Genomic DNA, 17,626 nt, shown 5'->3' with positions numbered 1-17,626 from the left:
CAACTTACAATATATCAACGATTTTTTCAATATATCTATCACAACTTACAATATATCAACGATTTTTTCAATATATCTATCACAACTTACAATATATCAACGATTTTTTCAATATATCGATTTTTCGACAAATATCAGCATGATTAAAATGAAGCTACCTTTTCTTCCGCCACTTCTACAATTTCTAAAATTTGTAGCAGACTCTCCACTTCATAAGTCGGGTTAACATCTGTCCCGTTTTCTTTCAAACTCGGATTATACCAACACGTATCAATGCCGTAATCTTCTCCGCCTTTCATATCAGAAGTTAACGAATCTCCAACCATTAGTACGCTTGATTTATCAGTAATCCCAAACTTCTCAAACGCATAATCAAAAATCTCACGTGCTGGTTTTTGATGACCAACTTCTTCAGAAATAATAATGTGATCAAAGAAATTACATAAAGGCGAATTTCCGATTCTTGATTGTTGCACCTTCGTATATCCATTCGTAATAATACCTAACTTGCAATCTTGTAGATTTTCACATAATTGTACTGCGCCTTCTATAAGATGTACTTCTTTCCCTAAGTTTTCAAGATATACATCACTAAATTGCTGTGCATCTACGTCTATATTATGAAGTGCAAATAATTGTCTAAATCGATCTACTGCTAATTCACTTAGCGTAATCATTTTATTTTCTAAATCTCTCCATAATCCATTACTAATCTCTTTATAGCTTGCAAGATAATCATTATACCCTGTAGGCATATCAAACTGTACAAACGCATTATGTAATGCGTGTCTTTCCGTTTCAGGGAAATCTAATAATGTATCATCTACGTCGAATAATATAACTTTGTATTTCATGATGTTCTCCTCAATTCCTATTTTAAAAGCTTCGTTCTCATTGTTTAAAATTTATTTAATTCTTTTAACTAAAGCACACTTTAATTCAATTTTTATATAACTAAAACTACACCTCTGCGTTTAATAACTTATAATCATTATTAAAATAAGCATGTATCATGTGTCCACCAAATAAATCTCCATCATGATATTCACAGTATATATCATTTTCTCTAATTTCAATTTCATAGAGCGTAATTGCTTTTGCAAATTTTTCTTTCGTTATATCATATTCTCCTGCATCTACAGCATCCCAATTTAAATGTTCATCATTCTCATCATACTCAGGCCAAAAATCATTTTTGTAATTTATCAATTTTTCTGCTATGGCTACTTTAGCCTTTTTATCAAATTCTTCTATACATAAAAAAAGCTTCTCTGCCCTTTTAATCATCTCATTAACATCTACATATTCATTTCTAATATCCAATTGCCAATGTATTTCCCCATTTTTTTGCTGATATGCTTTACATGTCTCATTAAAGGTAAACAATCCTATTAATTCACTTTTTATTGATTTCCCCATCTCCTAATTTCCTTTCTATTATGATAACCCTCCATCAAATACATAGACATTTTCTTGCTTTTTCCCTATAGTTCATTATAGAAATCACTATAAATCACACGACTTTACCGTCACTTAACATAATAACACGATAGTAATATAAGTTTATATATTTCATTATGAGGCGCTTAACCTGCTCTTTATTGAATACACCATTATCTTCTATTTTCAACTACGCTATAAGTAAAAGGAGGCTAATCCGCTCAGCCTCCTTTTACTTATTAGTCTTCTAGTAATAACTCTTTCATTTCCCCTAACGACTCTTTCGTAAAGCCAAGGGCCCTTTCAGCGTATGCTTCAACTGATCTGTATTGCTTTTGAATTTCACCAATCGCAGCTTGCAAGTATTCAGCACGTGCTTCAAACATCGCACCTAATATCTCTCTACTCTCATCGTTTTGTAGTTTTGCACCTAAAAAGGCCATCATTTTCTCGTTTAACTTTTCACGGAAACCGTTACTTAGTAAATAATCTTCCATTACTGTTTTCTCTGGTACACCTAGTAAAAGTAATAATAATGCTGATCCAAATCCAGTACGGTCTTTCCCAGCTGTACAATGGTTTACTAACGGTAAGTTTTCCGGGTTTTGCGCTAAGTTTAAGAAGCTTACGAACGCCTCGTTACCACTTACGAAATCTTGATTCATTTTCACAAGATACTCACCTGGTTTTCCTAACATAGAAAGGTCACCAACTTGGAAAAACTCATTTATATTTAAGTCTTTCGCTAAGTCTTGCATAACTGGTAAGCACACTTGACGAGCACCTGTAATCTCAGGATTTGGCTTATGCTTTACCTCAAAGTCTGTACGATAGTCACAAATTAACTTTAAACCAGACTTTTGTAAATAGACGATATCCCACTCTGTTAGTCCTGCTAATTCTTCAGAACGGTATAATTTGCCCCATTTCACTTTACGTCCATCTGTCGTTTCATATCCACCCATATCACGGAAGTTAAACGCACCTTGTAATGGCAATCTACGCTCAGCTACTGTCACTGCTTGTCCATTACTTCCTACTAGTCTAAAATATGGACGTTCATTTTCACTCGGGTTTTCAATTGTATATGATAATCCTCCATTTACAGTTGCAAGTAACTCTCCATTTTCTTCAATATGATCTGGTGAAGTACTCCAATAAATGCGAACTTCTTCTATATTATTTTCCCACTTTATTTGTAACGTATTGTCTTCATTTCTTTCTACAGTTGCTTGTAGCCAATGTCTTTGCTGCTCCATTCTTTCACCAACGCTTTCTCTTATAATCGAATCTTACCCTATTGTATTATGGGAATATCCATTTTGTCGTTCTCATTTTTCTTTTTATCTTACAAACAGGCGAAAAGTTCTTTTACTTGTTCAAAATTTGTACATGGATTACCGCGAAATACGTATGCGATTTGTTCATTACCTAAATCTTCGTATACAACTGTTCCGCGATTAGGGTGCGAATAAAACTCTAACCCGTTTATAATTTGTTTTGGACCATAGTTCATTGTCCATGAAGAAATAGGATAATACGCTTTGTTTTTATGTCTACAAACCCAAAGTGCATATAGTTTATTAACTTCGTCCCAATATACATACTGCGTTTCGTCATTTCCGAAACCGACCGATTCAAGTTTCCAATTTAGTTTTTCATGAATTAACAAATTTACATAGGATACGTCATCTGGAGCATTCCACTCTCTACATCTTCCTATCTCACCCATTTCACTTCTCTTCGCTTGAAAGCTTAATAAGTGAAATGATGTATGTAATATCGTTTTCCCAAGCTCCATATTTACTGGTTGTAATTCAAATAGAAATCGTTCCATTTCGTCTTGGTTTACATATCCATGATCAACAGAAATTTCAACTTGTGTTTTCCATATAGATGTAACGTAACTTTCTTTTCCTTTATAATTTACACCTTTCCAATACACAAGCCCTTTATATTGAAAACAATCTCCTTTTGCTTGAGAAATACAGCTATCCGGAAATACTGGTTCCATTATATCGAGAAAAAATTCCTTTACTCGAAACATCCCAGTTGGAGTAACAACCTGAAACCAAAAAGTTCCCCACTTTTCACCTTCATAACGTTCTGAAACTTTTTCAACATTCCAGCCTTCTAACAATACATTTGGATACAATAACACGAATGAATGCATGGATTGCTTTAACATATATAGTCCCCTCCCGCTATACGAGTTCGAGAGTATACATCATTCATCCTCCTAAAACTTTCTCACATATCTCTCAGTTGAACTAAACAACTGACATCCATTCTTTTCAAAAACATCCTTCATCCACTCATTTTGCATATTTGTCTCACCAATATAATAAGATGCACCTATTTCCTTTAAGACAAACATCGCACCTGCAAATAATGCGGCTTCATATCCCTTATTACGCACATTTGGAGTAACTGCGAAGTACATAAGTTTTCCTTCTTCTAACGTACCTCTTTCAATATGCGGGATTACAATTCCTATCGGCTTTTCATCGACACTCGCTGTTAAGCAATGTTCTTTCCATTGCTCACCAATTTCTTGTAGCATCATGTGCACAAATTGATCATGAGCGACTGGTTCTCCCGTCGCTTCATTCCACAGTGAATAAAAAGCCTCTTCTCCAACTTCTTCAATAAGCTTAAAATCAATTTCACTTTCTACATCTTCTACTTCGTATATATCTTTAAATACAATCATGTTTTCAGTAACATATTCAAATGAATACGTTTCAAAACATTTTTTATACACATCATAATTTGGACTTTTTGAAGAGATTTCAAAATGTAGTTTTTCTAATCCATCTTTTTCAGCTTCAGCAACGTAATATTGCACCATCTCTTCTAATTGCTCTTCTGTAAAAACCTCTGCATTATTTTCTTTTATCATAATAGAAGAAGCACTTCTTCTTATTTTAAAATGTTTTTCTAACTGTTCTATCGTCGTCATATTCTTCCCTCATCTATATCATACTCGAATTTCTAATCGTTCTCCTTGCATGAGCAGGATTGTCCTTGAATATATAGAATACTAGAAAAGATCGCATCTTTAAAGTGCGGAGGAGGTTCTCCATTGGATATTACAGCATTGCAACAACAGTTAGAGCTTATACAACAAAATGACTATACGCAACTGCAACATATAGACGTAAATGAGTTAACTTTGAACATGCTTCAGTATATCGGAACGACTGATAGCTACGTTCGTTACCAACTTATATATAAATGTTTTGCGCATTTCATTCATCATGAATTCCTTATGGACGATCAGCTGAAATTACTTCTGCAAACTTGTTTAAGTGATGAGTATTTATATTGTGACATTTACTCCCCACATACAGATGGGGTTTTCACACGTTCTTACACTGTTTCGTTAATTGCGTTAATACTCCAATTCGCTAATTCGCACTACTTTTGTACAGAGGAGGATATTGAAGAAATAAAAAATAAACTCATTACATACACAAACTTAGAAACGGATTTTCGGGGCTATATTGAAAATAAAGGATGGGCTCATTGTCTTGCTCACGTATCTGATGCCTTTACTGAAATTGTTCATAATACGTATACAACTTTTGAATGGTACGAGGAGTTAATTCATTGTTTATTAAATAAAATCTTTATTCCATCTGATCTTTTTCATAATAACGAAGATGAGCGCATCGTTACTCCATTACTAGCAATGCTGTATCATGATTTTCCTCAGAACGATTTAATTTCTATTATTCATAAAAAAATAAAAAGGCTTCCTCAAATTAGAAAACGCCTTTCGCTTAATGAGTATTGTATTTTATGTGCTAATATTAAAACCTTTTTACGCACATTATTTTTCAGAACGAAAGATGACCATAACTTAGCCTTTACAGCACGTAAAACAGAAAGAATGTTAAAAGAACTTCCTAACTATTATTAAATACAAGGAGCAATGACATGGGTTATATTGAAGATATGAGAAATCTAGTAGGAAATCATCCACTTATTCTAATAGGATCACACGCCATTATAGTAAATGAAAAAGGTGAAGTATTGCTGCAACTCCGTACAGATTTTAACCGCTGGGGCATTATTGGCGGTGCCTTAGAATATAACGAAACATTAGAAGACGCTTTAAAGCGAGAAGTGTTTGAAGAAACTGGACTTATTATTAAAAATCCAGAACTATTCCGTACATACTCTGGACCAGATTACTTTCAAATCTATCCAAACGGCGATCAAGTACACGGTGTACTCGTTGTTTATATTTGCCGAGAATTTTATGGTGAACTTGTATGCGATCAAAGTGAATCAAAAGAACTACGCTTCTTTTCACTTGATGAATTACCTAATAATCTTCCTCCTGTTATCGAGAAGATTATTACAGATTATCTAAAAAAATAAGGGAACGCTTAACGTTCCCTCTCAAATCCAATCCGTTTTTTAATTTCTGCTAAATTTATCTTCGCAATAGCGCGTGCCTTCTCAGCACCGTTTTCTAATGCTTCATATAATAAATCCGGCTCATTCATATACATTGCGTACTTTTCACGAGGTCCAGCTAACTCTCGATCTACAACGCGAAACAACGCTTTTTTCACATCGCCCCATCCGATTCCAGTCTCATATTTTTCACGTAATGACTGTACTTCGTCTTCTGTCGCAAATTCTTTATAAATTGTAAATAAGGTTTCTAGTTCTTTCGGTTCATTTGGAAGTGAAGAATCTGTTTTGATTTTGAATATTAATTTTCGTAGTTTTTCTTGCTCTGCAAATAATGGGATTACATTTCCGTAACTTTTACTCATCTTCCTTCCATCAAGACCAGGTAAAATAGCTCCTTCTTCTTGTATGACATACTCCGGTAGTGTAAATGTCGTGCCAAATGTATGATTAAAATACGTCGCAATATCACGCGCAATTTCAATATGCTGAATTTGGTCTTTTCCGACAGGTACATGTGTAGCTTGAAATAGTAATATGTCGGCTGCCATTAAGATCGGGTACGTATATAACCCCATATTCACTCCTGCATCGACCTCTAACCCTGCTTCTTTATTTTGCTCCACCTTCGCTTTATACGCATGAGCACGGTTCATAAGACCTTTCGGAGTTAGGCAAGCTAAAATCCAAGCTAATTCTAGAATTTCCGGTACTTCTGTTTGCCGATAAAAAACAACATCTTCACCAAGTCCAAGTGATAACCAAGTAGCTGCTACCTCTTTCGTATAACTGCTGAACTTTTCTGAATCATGCACAGCATTTAATGCATGATAATCAGCTATAAAGTACAATGCTTTTCCTTCATTATTCTTTGACATTTGTAATGCAGGTTTAATCGCACCAATATAATTCCCTAAATGCGGATAACCTGTCGGCTTAATTCCTGTTAACATTATTTTTTCACTCACACTAACTCCTCCTTTCGCAAAATAAAAAGAGCCCCTCATCCTTAAAAAAGGACGAGAGACTCCCGCGGTACCACCTTAATTAGCTATCATTAGCTCACTTCATACTTCAATAACGTGAAGTAACCGTCTTTACCTACTCATTTCAGTTAGAAGCTCCAGAGTCCATTCCATATTCATCCCTTACTGATTTCCACCACATATCAGCTCTCTGAAAAGTTTCGAATATGTACTCTTCTCTTTCATTGCTTTTTCGTTATTTTTTACAGTTTATCACATTTCACTTCTAAACAAACCCTAATTTTCTATTTTATATAGCAGGAATTTCCACTTCAATTGTCTAATGTTATATAGGTTTGTTGAAATATTCGAAACAACTTTGGAGGTTTTTTCATGGTAAAATATATATCAATTTTAGGTTCAACAGGATCCATCGGCACATCTGCATTAGATGTCGTTTCAGCTCATCCTGAACATTTTAAAATCGTCGGTTTAACCACAAATTATAATATCGATCTTCTTGAGCAACAAATCAAAACGTTTCAACCTCGTATTGTAAGCGTTGCGACAAAAGACTTAGCAGACAAGCTTCGTACGCGTATTTCAGCAAATACAAAAATCACACACGGGACTGATGGCTTAATTGCAGTAGCTACTCACCCTGATTCAAATCTTGTATTAAGCTCTGTTGTAGGTGTTTCAGGATTACTTCCAACAATTGAAGCATTAAAAGCGAAGAAAGATATCGCTATTGCTAATAAAGAAACTTTGGTTGCAGCTGGACATATCGTAACTGAACTAGCGAAACAAAACGGATGTCGCTTAATTCCAGTAGATAGTGAGCATTCAGCTATTTTCCAATGTTTAAACGGAGAAAATAATAAAGAGATTGAGAAGTTAATTGTAACAGCTTCCGGTGGTGCTTTCCGTGATAAAACACGTGATGAAATGCAAACATTACAAGCAAAAGATGCTTTAAAGCACCCAAACTGGTTAATGGGCGCAAAACTAACGATTGATTCTGCCACATTAATGAATAAAGGGTTCGAAGTAATGGAAGCGAGATGGCTATTTGATATTCCATATGAAAAAATTAATGTAATGATTCATAAAGAAAGTATCATTCATTCTTTAGTAGAATTTATTGATGGATCAGTTATGGCACAGCTCGGTGCTCCTGATATGAGAATGCCGATTCAATATGCGTTTCACTATCCTACTCGGCTACCTTCTTCCTATGAAAAATTAAATTTATTAGAAATCGGTAGTTTACATTTTGAAAAACCAGATTTAGAGAAGTTCCCTTGTCTACAATACGCATATGAATGTGGCAAAATCGGTGGTACTACTCCCGCTGTATTAAATGCAGCAAATGAAATTGCGAATGCGCTATTCTTAAAAAATGAAATTGCCTTTTTCGATATTGAAAAAACAATTTACAAAACAGTTGAAGCTCATCATAACGTAAAAGATCCTTCACTAGATGCTATATTAGAAGCGGATCAATGGGCGCGCCAATATGCAAATGAATTGTTAATAAAAAAGCGCTAAAACAGTTCCCACTGTTTTAGCGCTTTTTTTCACGTATTCAACTTAACAAATCTATAACCGTGCGTAACTAATACTTTTAATATCGCATATCCTGGAATGGCTAAAATAATGCCCATAATCCCGAATAAGTTTCCGGCAGTTAAAATGATAAAAATGATAGTAATCGGGTGAATATCTAACTTTTTACCCATGACTTGCGGAGAAATAAATTTACCTTCTGCTAATTGTACAACCATCATAACGATAATTACTTTTAACACCATTGCTGGCGAGTCGATAAATGCGATAATTAACGCTGGTGTAATCGCGATAATTGGTCCTACGTACGGAACGATATTTACAATCATCGCTAAAATCGCAAGTAATACCGCATATTTAATACCAATAATAAGATAACCAATTAATAGCATAATACCGATAAACAAGCTCACGATAATTTGTCCTCTAATATACGAGCTAATCGCATAATGCATATCATCTAGTATTCTCATTGCTGCTGGTTGTCTTTGCTCTGAAATAAACTTTAAAAAGTGATTCGGCAATTGCTCACCATCTTTTAAAAGATAGAACAATATAAATGGAACCATTACAAATGTCAAAACAACCTCTGTAACAGTACTCAAAAATCCAGTTACATTCCCAGTTACTGATGATAATGACTTTGTAAAATCAACTGTGTATTCTTTTACCATATTCGCAACATTAATATTTAAATTCTCCTGAATTTTACCGAGTAAATTACTTTCCCCGAATCTACGTGCTGCTTGTTCAATCTCATGGCCAAAATACGGTAAGTTATCAATTAATGCATCAATTTGATCTTTAATAATAGGGATAACCGTTACAACTAAAAATACAAATAATCCTAGTACGATTAAATATATGGAAGCTATCGATACGATTCTTGAAACACCTTTCTTTTCTAAAAGCGAAACGAATGGATGCAAAATATAAAATAGCACGCCTGCTAATAGTACTGGGAAGAAAATTGTTTTTAAAAATACGATAAACGGTGTAAAAACAAATGATATTTTTGTTAGCAATAAAATATTAATGAACAATAACGCAAATCCAAGTAATACCGCCAAATAATTTTGTTCTCTAAAAAACTTTCTTAACTTATCTCTTTTTCTTATATTTATTTTCTCCAATGAAACCACCTCTTCGAATGATGAAAAGCCCTTATTCAGGGCTCTTCATCATAATCTATATCTCTATTTCTTTGCAGCTTTCACTACAAATGATACAATAAGAATTAACACGATTGCACCTAATAATGCCGGCACGACATGAATCCCACCAAATGATGGCCCAAAGGATCCAAATAATCTACCACCTAACGAAGCACCTAATAGACCTGCGATAATATTTCCGAACATACCACCTGGGAAATTTTTACCGGTTATAGAACTAGCAATTGCACCTATAATAGCACCAACTATTAATGTGATAATCCATCCCATTTTTAGTCCTCCATTTCTATTATAGTTTGTATGATTCAATACAAACATATGTATTTATCATTGCTAATCATATTTCACTATAGAAATATATTTACTACTATTTTACATATGGAGATACATATATTATATGCAAAAAAGAAAAATATTGTCAAACTAACCCATAAAGCAATTATATTCATATACCATATTTAAAGGAGGCTTCATTATCTATGATTCTTAAGTTAAATTCCACTTCTTTTGAAGTAGCAACCTCCATTTTACAGGTTCAAATTCCAGCTTATAAAGTTGAAGCAGACTACTTGAATAGTACTGCCATACCTCGTTTATATGATACTGTAAACGATATTCAAAATTGCGTTGAAACATTCTATGGATATTTTTCTGAAAATAAACTTGTCGGTTTTATTTCTTTTGTACAAGAAGAAAAACTAATCGATATCCACAGGTTAGTTGTATCGCCCGATTTTTTTCAAAAAGGAATCGCAACGAAACTCCTAATTTATATATTTAACATGTTTCCCTCTTCAATGACATACATTGTACAAACAGGGAAAGCGAATACCCCTGCTATTACTTTATATAAAAAACACGGATTCATTACAGTATCAGATACAATACTTCCTGACGGTATGATTCTTACGCAATTAAAAAAGACAGAATACACAAAATAATTTGACTCGTTCGCTCCTTTATGTTATCTTTTACTTTATAAAACCTTTTGCTGAGTCCAAATTTTGGAGCGGGGGAACCATTTTTGTAGCTATGCTACTTGGGGCGAATCTTTTTTAAGTAGGGAAACTCTCACTTCCCGAGTCCGACAGCTAACCTCGTAAGCGTAATGGGAGAGGAAGGTGCTTTTTGCCTATGTTACACATTTTGCCTCCTTAATTATAAATATGGGATCGATATCAAATAGTCACCTATATTTATAGAAAAGGAGAATGTATTATGTTACGTTTATCTGATCACGCAATTAAAATGATGGAGCAAAGACTCCGGATTGAAAAACAACGCACATATCAAGCAAATAAAGTTGTAGATAACTTACATCACAAATACTTCTTTCAGCATATTTTTCAACCGAAAAGATAAAGAAACGGTTCATTTAACATTAAAAACACAAGGTGTGTCTAAAAAGACATTCCTTGTGTTTTTTATTTTTCTTATAATATTCTCACTACATTTAAACTTGCCGTAATTGCACCTGCTATGGTCGTTACATGCCCTACACCTAATGGACCATTTTGTAATACTAACGTTGAATTAGCACTCGTTACATTCACAAGAAGTGTATTTGAAATGGCTGGTTCGATTACTACAGTTGATGTCGTTACGTTTTGTATAAAACTCCCTGTTAGTTGCGTTCCATTTAATAGCAATCTCACAGATACTGTCTCATTCCCACCAGTCGCGTCCCCTTGGAAATAGTAGCTTACTAAATATATTCCTGGCGTCGCTACTGTGACTGTCGTAGCACTAGTTAACGATACACCAGTTCCATATACAGTGGATCCAGAATTAATTGGGATAGTGGCATTTGCCGCAATTGTACTTGTTGATGTAGAAAAGAAATATCCGCCACCTGTCGATATAGCAGATGATCCTGTTGCCCCTGTCAAGCCAGTAGGACCCGTGGCACCTGTTGGGCCTGTTACTCCCGTTCCCCCTGTTGCTCCAGTTATTCCTTGTATGCCTTGTATTCCGGTCGGTCCAGTTGCACCAGTCACTCCCGTCGGGCCGGTTGCTCCCGCCTGCCCTGTTATCCCTTGGGGACCTTGAATTCCTTGTAGACCTTGGGGACCCGTTTCTCCCGTCGGGCCGGTTGCTCCCGCCTGCCCTGTTATCCCTTGGGGACCTTGGATTCCTTGTAGACCTTGGGGACCGGTTACTCCCGCCTCGCCTGTTGCTCCCGTTGGACCCGTTTCTCCTTGTGGTCCTTGAATTCCTTGAGGACCTTGGGGACCCGTTTCTCCAGTTGGACCTGTTGCTCCCACCTGCCCCGTTGGACCTGTCGAGCCGGTTACCCCTTGGATTCCTTGAGGTCCAGTCGGGCCGGTTGGACCAATCGGACCTTGGATTCCTTGTATCCCTTGAATACCCTGTGGGCCGGTTGGACCTTGTATCCCTTGTATACCTTGAATTCCTTGTGGGCCAGTTGCACCTGTTGTACCAGTCGGGCCCTGTGGACCTTGCACCCCTTGTATTCCTTGAGGACCGGTTGGGCCTATACTTCCTTGTGGTCCTTGAATACCTTGTATTCCTTGAGGACCCGTTGCACCTGTTATACCACTCGGACCTTGTACGCCTTGCACTCCTTGAGGTCCGGTTGGGCCTTGAGGACCTTGGATTCCTTGTAGCCCCTGTAAACCAGTTGGACCTGTCGCTCCCCTTACTCCTTGCTCACCTTGTATGCCTTGTATCCCTTGAGGGCCGGTTGGACCGATTGGCCCCTGTGCCCCTTGCACTCCTTGTGGCCCAGTCGGACCGGTTGGGCCGATTGGGCCTTGGATTCCTTGTAGACCTTGGGGACCTGTCGGGCCGGTTACTCCTTGTATCCCTTGTGGACCTTGAATACCTTGATCACCCGTTGGACCTGTTGCCCCCATTGGTCCCTGCACTCCTTGCAAACCTGTTAAACCGGTTGCTCCTGTTGGACCCTGTATTCCTTGCACTCCTTGAATCCCAGTCGCTCCTGTTGCTCCGGACGCCCCTGTTGCCCCGGTTGCTCCCGTCGGACCGGTTGGACCTCCTGGTGACCCTGCTGGGCCGGTTGGACCAGTTGGACCTCCTGGTGGACCAGTTGGACCAGTTGCTCCAGTCGGGCCAGTTGCAGAACCTGTCGGACCAGTTATCCCAGTGGCTCCTGTTGGGCCGGTTGGACCTGGATCACCTTGTAAACCGGTTGGACCAGTCGGACCCATTACACCTTGCACTCCTTGTATTCCTTGTATTCCTGTTGGACCTACCTGCCCCATTTCTCCCTGGGGACCTTGTAAACCTTGAACACCAGTTATCCCTTGTGGACCCATTGGTCCTTGCTCCCCTTGAATTCCTTGAGAACCAGTTGGCCCTGTTGGACCAATCGGACCCTGTATTCCTTGTATTCCGGTTACACCTTGTAAACCACTACCTCCTAAATTCCCTTGCACACCTTGTATACCAGTATTTCCAGTTGGTCCAGTCGGACCAATTTCCCCTTGCACTCCTTGTATTCCTTGTATTCCTGTTGGGCCGGTTGGACCGATTTCTCCTTGCATTCCTTGTATGCCTTGTATTCCTGTTGGACCTGTTGGACCGATTGGACCAGGAATTCCTTGTATCCCTTGAATACCAGTTGGACCAGTCGGACCTCTTTCGCCTTGTATTCCTTGAACACCTTGTATTCCCTGTGGACCTCGTTCTCCCATAGGCCCTTGATTACCTTGAGAACCTTGTGGTCCAGTTAAACCAGTTGGACCGGTCGGACCATTTTCTCCTTGTACCCCTTGCACTCCTTGTATTCCTTGAGGGCCGGTTGGACCGATTGGACCTTGTACGCCTTGTATTCCTTGAGGGCCAGTTGGTCCACCTAAAGCACCGGTTGGACCGGTTGGTCCAGTGGGCCCCGTAATACCTGGCGGTGGAAAAGGAATAGGTGCTTGAAACTTACTACACTTATCTTGATTCTTCACAAGCATCTCCCCCGTTATAACTAACGTATCAAACTATTTTTAATATATTTAAACTAGCTGTTATCACACCAGATAATGTCGTTACATGCCCGATAGCTAATGGACCATTTTGTAATGACAAGGTGGAATTTGAAGAAGTAACTTGAATTATCATCGTATTAGAAATCGCTGGTTCCAATACAAAACCTGCTGTAACATAAAAAATAAAACTCCCTGCGACTTGTGTTCCGTTTAACGTCAGCCTTACTGAAATTGTTTCATTCCCACTAGTTGGATCACCTTGAAAATAATAACTTACTAAATATATTCCCGGCGTACTCAACGTTACAGTTGTTGCACTTGTTAAACTAATTCCTGATCCAAAAATTGTAGAACCAGAATTGATTGGTATTAGCGCATTCGCTGCAATTGCACTCGTTGCAGTGGAAAAGAAATAACCGCCCCCACTAGGTAAACCAGTCGCTCCAGTCACTCCTACTATTCCCGAGAAGCCTATTGCTCCTACACTACCAGTTGCGCCTGTAGGTCCAACCGCTCCGTTTTGTCCCTGACTACCTTGTGCTCCAACTGGACCTATACTACCACTAGCACCTGTCACTCCACTTGCTCCAATTGGGCCTTGCAAACCTTGAACTCCTTGTATACCTTGTATTCCTTGCGGACCCGTTGCGCCTGTATTGCCTGTCGTTCCCGTTATTCCTTGTATTCCCGTAATTCCTTGCACTCCTTGCACACCTTGTGGGCCAGTTGCCCCGGTTGCTCCTGTCGCTCCAGTTTCACCAGCTTCACCAGTAATTCCAACATTTCCTTGTGGGCCTTGTGCCCCTTGAATACCTTGTGCCCCTTGGACTCCTTGAGGGCCTGTTATACCGACTTCCCCTGTATTTCCTTTGGGACCTCTAATTCCTTGTGCACCTGTTGGACCGATAATTCCTTGCACTCCTTGTAATCCTTGCACTCCTTGCGCTCCTGTTGGACCCTTTATTCCTTGTAATCCTTGAGGACCTTGCAAACCAATAGCTCCAGTCGGACCTATTATTCCTTGCACTCCTTGAGGACCTTGTGCACCTTGTGTGCCTGTCAATCCGGTAGTCCCTTGTATCCCTTGAACCCCTTGAGGACCTTGTATTCCAGCTGCTCCTGTTTCTCCTTGTATCCCTTGAACTCCTTGTATACCTTGTGCTCCAGCAGGACCAGTTACTCCTCGGATTCCTTGTGCACCTTGAGCTCCTTCCGCTCCTGTAACACCAGCTGGACCAGCTACGCCTTGTATTCCCACAATTCCTTGTGCACCCGTTGGACCTATTACACCTTGAATACCTTGAATACCTTTAGGACCTTCTGCACCAGTTAGACCAGTTACTCCCAGCGGACCTTGTATTCCTTGAGAACCTTCTACACCCGTTGGACCGGTTATACCTTGGTTACCTTGAGGACCTTGTGCCCCTTGTACTCCAACTGCTCCAACTACACCTTGGGAACCTTGTGCTCCCCTTAAACCTTGAGGACCTGTTGGACCGGTTATACCTTGCACTCCTTGCGCTCCAATTGGTCCTGTCCCTCCCCTTACACCTGTTGAACCAGTCGCACCCGTTGGACCTGTTGGACCTCCTGGTGGACCAGGTGGACCAGCTGGTCCAGTCACCCCACTAGAAGGGCCAATTGGACCGGTTGTTCCCGTCGGACCGCCCGGTGGTCCTTCTGAGCCTTGAATACCAATGCTACCCGTCGCTCCTGTTATACCTCTTATTCCCTTTACCCCTTGAAAGCCTGTTGCTCCCGTTATACCTTGTATTCCTTGCACACCTTGTGGTCCTTGTAAACCTATCGCACCTGTTATCCCCTTTATTCCACTTATACCTTGGGCACCTTGCATTCCAGTAGAACCAGTTGGACCCACTTCACCTTGTATTCCTTGTGCTCCTTGCAGGCCTTCCTCTCCAGTAATTCCTTGTATCCCTTGGAAGCCGTCTTCTCCTTGTATACCAGTAGCCCCTCGCTCTCCTTGTATTCCTTGAACACCTTGAGGACCTTGTGAACCAGTTACACCCGAGACTCCAGTTACGCCTCTCTCTCCTTGCATTCCTTGTGCCCCTGTTTGTCCTCGCTCACCTATTTCCCCTTGTATTCCTTGTGTACCTTGTATTCCTTGACTACCAGCAGGACCCGTAGCTCCTTGTATTCCTTCTAATCCTTGTACTCCAACATCACCAATTAAACCTTGGTTTCCGATTAATCCTTGAGCACCTTGGAGACCAGTTGGGCCAGTTATACCTTGCTCTCCTGTATCACCAATAGCTCCTTGTATTCCTTGTGCTCCTGTTGTCCCTCGGGGACCTTGTATCCCGCTGATACCTTGAGGACCTTGGGGCCCAATCGCTCCCGTCGGTCCAGCCACCCCTGTAGGACCAACAGGACCTTCATGCCCTCCAGTTGGACCGATTGGACCACTATTACCTGTCGGACCAGTTGCTCCTATAAGCGGAAGAGGCAGTGCCACTCCGAATTTTTTGTAATTTCTATGATGACGCACAACAACCCCCCTCCCCAAAAATAATTACACTTTTTATATGAAATGCGTTTTTATAACAAAAGTACACATTTAACCTCAATTTTATTAAAATAAAGAAGCCTATCATTTGTTTGAAATGATAGGCTTCTTTTATAAAAACAGTTTACTTTCTAGCTTTAATAATAAAAGTAGTCGGCACCATTCTAGCTTTATATAAAGAATAATACTTCGTAGACGGCTCAGCTAGTTCTCCACCAAACGAGCTTGATGGTTCAGGCTCTTCTATTCTCTCAATTTTAAATCCCGCTCTATTTAACTCATTTATGTATGTACTTATTTTTCTCTTATATAATGTCGCTTGTACATTTTCTCCTTTAAATGTTTCAAACGTAATGGGCGTTTCCTCATGATAAGAAGACTTTATAGCAACTTCTTCTGTACCATACTGTAAGTTTGAATATACTGGGTGCTCCCAACTCAAATAAAACTTCCTCCTGGCTTTACATATGAATAAATCAGTTCCAACGTTTTTCTTAAATCCGAAGTCCAACCTAATGCATAACTGGAATATACAATATCAAAATATCCTTTCGGAATATCTCCTTCTTCTTCCATTGCTCCGCATACTAACTTTGGATTCCAACCCTTTAACGTCTTATTCGCTATTTCAATTTGTGCACTCGAAAGATCAAGCCCCCATAATTCCTCTGCCGCCTGTTCCGCCATAGACTGCAACGAATGTCCACTTCCACACCCAATATCAAGAACCTTTTTCTTTCTAATTGAATCGGATAAATGAATCTCATCTTCAGACGCTGTATACGGACCATATTTAGGTAAACAATCCACTTGAAAGAAATAAGGGGCAACTGTATCCCAACAATTTTTATTTATAGCTAACATTTGCGTACCTTTCATATTCTACATTCCCCCATCCATTTTTCTTTCTCTAATATTAATTACATATCATAACCAGATCGCCCTTTTCTCTTCGCCCGGTAGTTTTTCACTTTCGCAATCGTACCGCATGCTCTTCCTCCTTCTTCTCCAGCATACATACCGCACCATCTTTTACTTCCATTTCGCGAATGATCATAAAATACCCAGCGACAATCTGGACATGCTTTTAACCTTCCCCACACATTTTCTTGAATTGACATTAACACAATGCTTAACACTTTTGTATACACATTCTCTTCATATACTGGTTCATATGTAATACCTTTCATATCATCCTTTATATGTACATGAAATGGGTATTTCTCTAACCATTTTTGCAATGATCCTTCGCCTTCAATTGTCATCCGAATATCTTCTCGAAAATCTCTTAATTCCTCTATCGTATGAAACGGAAACTCTTCATGAAAATATTTATTCATAAATTGCTTTATATTATCTTCTGTTTGTAGCAAATCAATTGCTTCTCTCGTATCATTTGGTATTCTCCATGTATTTAAAAATTCTCGAATATACTCTAATTCACCTGGTGCGTTCTGGTTCAATTCCTTCCACCTTCTTCTTAAAATTTACTTTTTTCTGACTTTATGTATAATTATAGTATAAAATCGTTAACCATCAAATTATTTTATTGGTTAC

The 17,626-nt window shown here is 38.8% G+C and carries 16 protein-coding genes, 1 pseudogene, 1 riboswitch and 1 other annotated feature; of the genes and pseudogenes, 5 read left to right on the top strand and 12 right to left on the bottom strand.

Annotation, left to right across the window (positions count from 1 at the left end; genetic code table 11):
- Positions 1-143: 143 nt before the first annotated feature.
- The 5 genes from ACS2QP_RS20795 to ACS2QP_RS20775 form a co-directional block, all read right to left on the bottom strand.
- Complete coding sequence (locus ACS2QP_RS20795) at positions 144-854, bottom strand: YjjG family noncanonical pyrimidine nucleotidase (RefSeq protein ID WP_000875906.1); 711 nt, start codon at positions 852-854, stop codon at positions 144-146.
- A 106-nt stretch (positions 855-960) separates the two neighbouring features.
- On the bottom strand, positions 961-1,419 hold the full coding sequence (locus ACS2QP_RS20790; RefSeq protein ID WP_000520299.1) for a DUF2262 domain-containing protein: 459 nt from the start codon (positions 1,417-1,419) through the stop codon (positions 961-963).
- A gap of 260 nt (positions 1,420-1,679) precedes the next feature.
- Complete coding sequence (locus ACS2QP_RS20785; RefSeq protein ID WP_326234659.1) at positions 1,680-2,699, bottom strand: tyrosine-protein phosphatase; 1,020 nt, start codon at positions 2,697-2,699, stop codon at positions 1,680-1,682.
- A gap of 89 nt (positions 2,700-2,788) precedes the next feature.
- Entirely contained in the window at positions 2,789-3,628 is an 840-nt protein-coding gene (locus ACS2QP_RS20780; RefSeq protein ID WP_002198007.1) for a hypothetical protein, read from the bottom strand.
- Between the two features lie 51 nt (positions 3,629-3,679).
- Positions 3,680-4,402: a GNAT family N-acetyltransferase gene (locus ACS2QP_RS20775; RefSeq protein WP_000207418.1), complete on the bottom strand. Its 723-nt coding sequence runs from the start codon at positions 4,400-4,402 to the stop codon at positions 3,680-3,682.
- A gap of 123 nt (positions 4,403-4,525) precedes the next feature.
- Between ACS2QP_RS20775 and ACS2QP_RS20770 the strand changes: the two genes are divergently transcribed.
- Together ACS2QP_RS20770 and ACS2QP_RS20765 are read left to right on the top strand one after the other, a co-directional pair.
- Positions 4,526-5,365: a DUF2785 domain-containing protein gene (locus ACS2QP_RS20770; RefSeq protein WP_000355451.1), complete on the top strand. Its 840-nt coding sequence runs from the start codon at positions 4,526-4,528 to the stop codon at positions 5,363-5,365.
- A 17-nt stretch (positions 5,366-5,382) separates the two neighbouring features.
- Positions 5,383-5,829: an NUDIX hydrolase gene (locus ACS2QP_RS20765; protein ID WP_017673882.1), complete on the top strand. Its 447-nt coding sequence runs from the start codon at positions 5,383-5,385 to the stop codon at positions 5,827-5,829.
- 8 nt (positions 5,830-5,837) lie between these two features.
- Here ACS2QP_RS20765 and ACS2QP_RS20760 read toward each other — a convergent pair whose 3' ends face one another.
- Positions 5,838-6,836, bottom strand: coding sequence for a tryptophan--tRNA ligase (locus ACS2QP_RS20760; RefSeq protein WP_017673881.1), 999 nt, complete (start codon positions 6,834-6,836; stop codon positions 5,838-5,840).
- Between the two features lie 44 nt (positions 6,837-6,880).
- Positions 6,881-7,088 (bottom strand) — a binding site (T-box leader).
- Positions 7,089-7,226: 138 nt separating this feature from the next.
- On the opposite strand from ACS2QP_RS20760, the gene ACS2QP_RS20755 reads away from it, so the two are divergent.
- Positions 7,227-8,384 carry a 1-deoxy-D-xylulose-5-phosphate reductoisomerase gene (locus tag ACS2QP_RS20755; protein WP_000241817.1) on the top strand — a complete coding sequence of 386 codons (1,158 nt, stop codon included), beginning with the start codon at positions 7,227-7,229 and terminating at the stop codon, positions 8,382-8,384.
- A 29-nt stretch (positions 8,385-8,413) separates the two neighbouring features.
- Here the strand turns inward: ACS2QP_RS20755 and ACS2QP_RS20750 are convergent, their stop codons facing one another.
- Together ACS2QP_RS20750 and ACS2QP_RS20745 are read right to left on the bottom strand one after the other, a co-directional pair.
- The gene (locus ACS2QP_RS20750; protein WP_000411484.1) at positions 8,414-9,535 is read right to left on the bottom strand and encodes an AI-2E family transporter; all 1,122 of its coding nucleotides are present in this window, start codon (positions 9,533-9,535) and stop codon (positions 8,414-8,416) included.
- Between the two features lie 63 nt (positions 9,536-9,598).
- The gene (locus ACS2QP_RS20745; protein ID WP_000539732.1) at positions 9,599-9,847 is read right to left on the bottom strand and encodes a GlsB/YeaQ/YmgE family stress response membrane protein; all 249 of its coding nucleotides are present in this window, start codon (positions 9,845-9,847) and stop codon (positions 9,599-9,601) included.
- Positions 9,848-10,056: 209 nt separating this feature from the next.
- Here ACS2QP_RS20745 and ACS2QP_RS20740 point away from each other — a divergent pair, with 209 nt between their 5' ends.
- Complete coding sequence (locus tag ACS2QP_RS20740) at positions 10,057-10,518, top strand: GNAT family N-acetyltransferase (RefSeq protein WP_000601229.1); 462 nt, start codon at positions 10,057-10,059, stop codon at positions 10,516-10,518.
- A 38-nt stretch (positions 10,519-10,556) separates the two neighbouring features.
- Positions 10,557-10,699: riboswitch (cyclic di-AMP (ydaO/yuaA leader) on the top strand.
- Between the two features lie 96 nt (positions 10,700-10,795).
- Positions 10,796-10,939 carry a hypothetical protein gene (locus ACS2QP_RS20735; protein WP_000945243.1) on the top strand — a complete coding sequence of 48 codons (144 nt, stop codon included), beginning with the start codon at positions 10,796-10,798 and terminating at the stop codon, positions 10,937-10,939.
- A 71-nt stretch (positions 10,940-11,010) separates the two neighbouring features.
- Here ACS2QP_RS20735 and ACS2QP_RS20730 read toward each other — a convergent pair whose 3' ends face one another.
- The 4 genes and pseudogenes from ACS2QP_RS20730 to ACS2QP_RS20715 all read right to left on the bottom strand — a co-directional run bounded on the left by ACS2QP_RS20730 (position 11,011) and on the right by ACS2QP_RS20715 (position 17,532).
- Positions 11,011-13,524 (bottom strand): BC_3345 family exosporium-associated protein, encoded by a 2,514-nt coding sequence (locus ACS2QP_RS20730; protein WP_080446994.1) that lies wholly within the window; start codon positions 13,522-13,524, stop codon positions 11,011-11,013.
- A 22-nt stretch (positions 13,525-13,546) separates the two neighbouring features.
- Positions 13,547-16,051, bottom strand: a complete 2,505-nt coding sequence (locus tag ACS2QP_RS20725) for a collagen-like protein (RefSeq protein ID WP_438882792.1) — start codon at positions 16,049-16,051, stop codon at positions 13,547-13,549.
- A gap of 142 nt (positions 16,052-16,193) precedes the next feature.
- Positions 16,194-16,948, bottom strand: a pseudogene (locus ACS2QP_RS20720) (class I SAM-dependent methyltransferase).
- A gap of 41 nt (positions 16,949-16,989) precedes the next feature.
- Entirely contained in the window at positions 16,990-17,532 is a 543-nt protein-coding gene (locus tag ACS2QP_RS20715) for a CGNR zinc finger domain-containing protein (RefSeq protein ID WP_017673878.1), read from the bottom strand.
- Positions 17,533-17,626: the final 94 nt, after the last annotated feature.

This window comes from Bacillus cereus group sp. Bce019, assembly GCF_051781745.1.
GTDB classification, from domain to species: Bacteria; Bacillota; Bacilli; order Bacillales; family Bacillaceae_G; genus Bacillus_A; species Bacillus_A cereus.
The sequence above is the reverse complement of the archived record's forward strand: the minus strand, read 5'-3'. Positions and strand labels throughout refer to the sequence as shown.

Bases quoted from the DNA above. Each gene is read 5' to 3' on its own strand.
- ACS2QP_RS20790 (WP_000520299.1), bottom strand. From the start codon at position 1,419: ATGGGGAAATCAATAAAAAGTGAATTAATAGGATTGTTTACCTTTAAT.
- ACS2QP_RS20765 (WP_017673882.1), top strand. From the start codon at position 5,383: ATGGGTTATATTGAAGATATGAGAAATCTAGTAGGAAATCATCCACTT.
- ACS2QP_RS20730 (WP_080446994.1), bottom strand. From the start codon at position 13,524: ATGCTTGTGAAGAATCAAGATAAGTGTAGTAAGTTTCAAGCACCTATT.
- ACS2QP_RS20775 (WP_000207418.1), bottom strand. From the start codon at position 4,402: ATGACGACGATAGAACAGTTAGAAAAACATTTTAAAATAAGAAGAAGT.
- ACS2QP_RS20785 (WP_326234659.1), bottom strand. From the start codon at position 2,699: ATGGAGCAGCAAAGACATTGGCTACAAGCAACTGTAGAAAGAAATGAA.
- ACS2QP_RS20745 (WP_000539732.1), bottom strand. From the start codon at position 9,847: ATGGGATGGATTATCACATTAATAGTTGGTGCTATTATAGGTGCAATT.
- ACS2QP_RS20795 (WP_000875906.1), bottom strand. From the start codon at position 854: ATGAAATACAAAGTTATATTATTCGACGTAGATGATACATTATTAGAT.
- ACS2QP_RS20740 (WP_000601229.1), top strand. From the start codon at position 10,057: ATGATTCTTAAGTTAAATTCCACTTCTTTTGAAGTAGCAACCTCCATT.
- ACS2QP_RS20735 (WP_000945243.1), top strand. From the start codon at position 10,796: ATGTTACGTTTATCTGATCACGCAATTAAAATGATGGAGCAAAGACTC.
- ACS2QP_RS20780 (WP_002198007.1), bottom strand. From the start codon at position 3,628: ATGTTAAAGCAATCCATGCATTCATTCGTGTTATTGTATCCAAATGTA.
- ACS2QP_RS20755 (WP_000241817.1), top strand. From the start codon at position 7,227: ATGGTAAAATATATATCAATTTTAGGTTCAACAGGATCCATCGGCACA.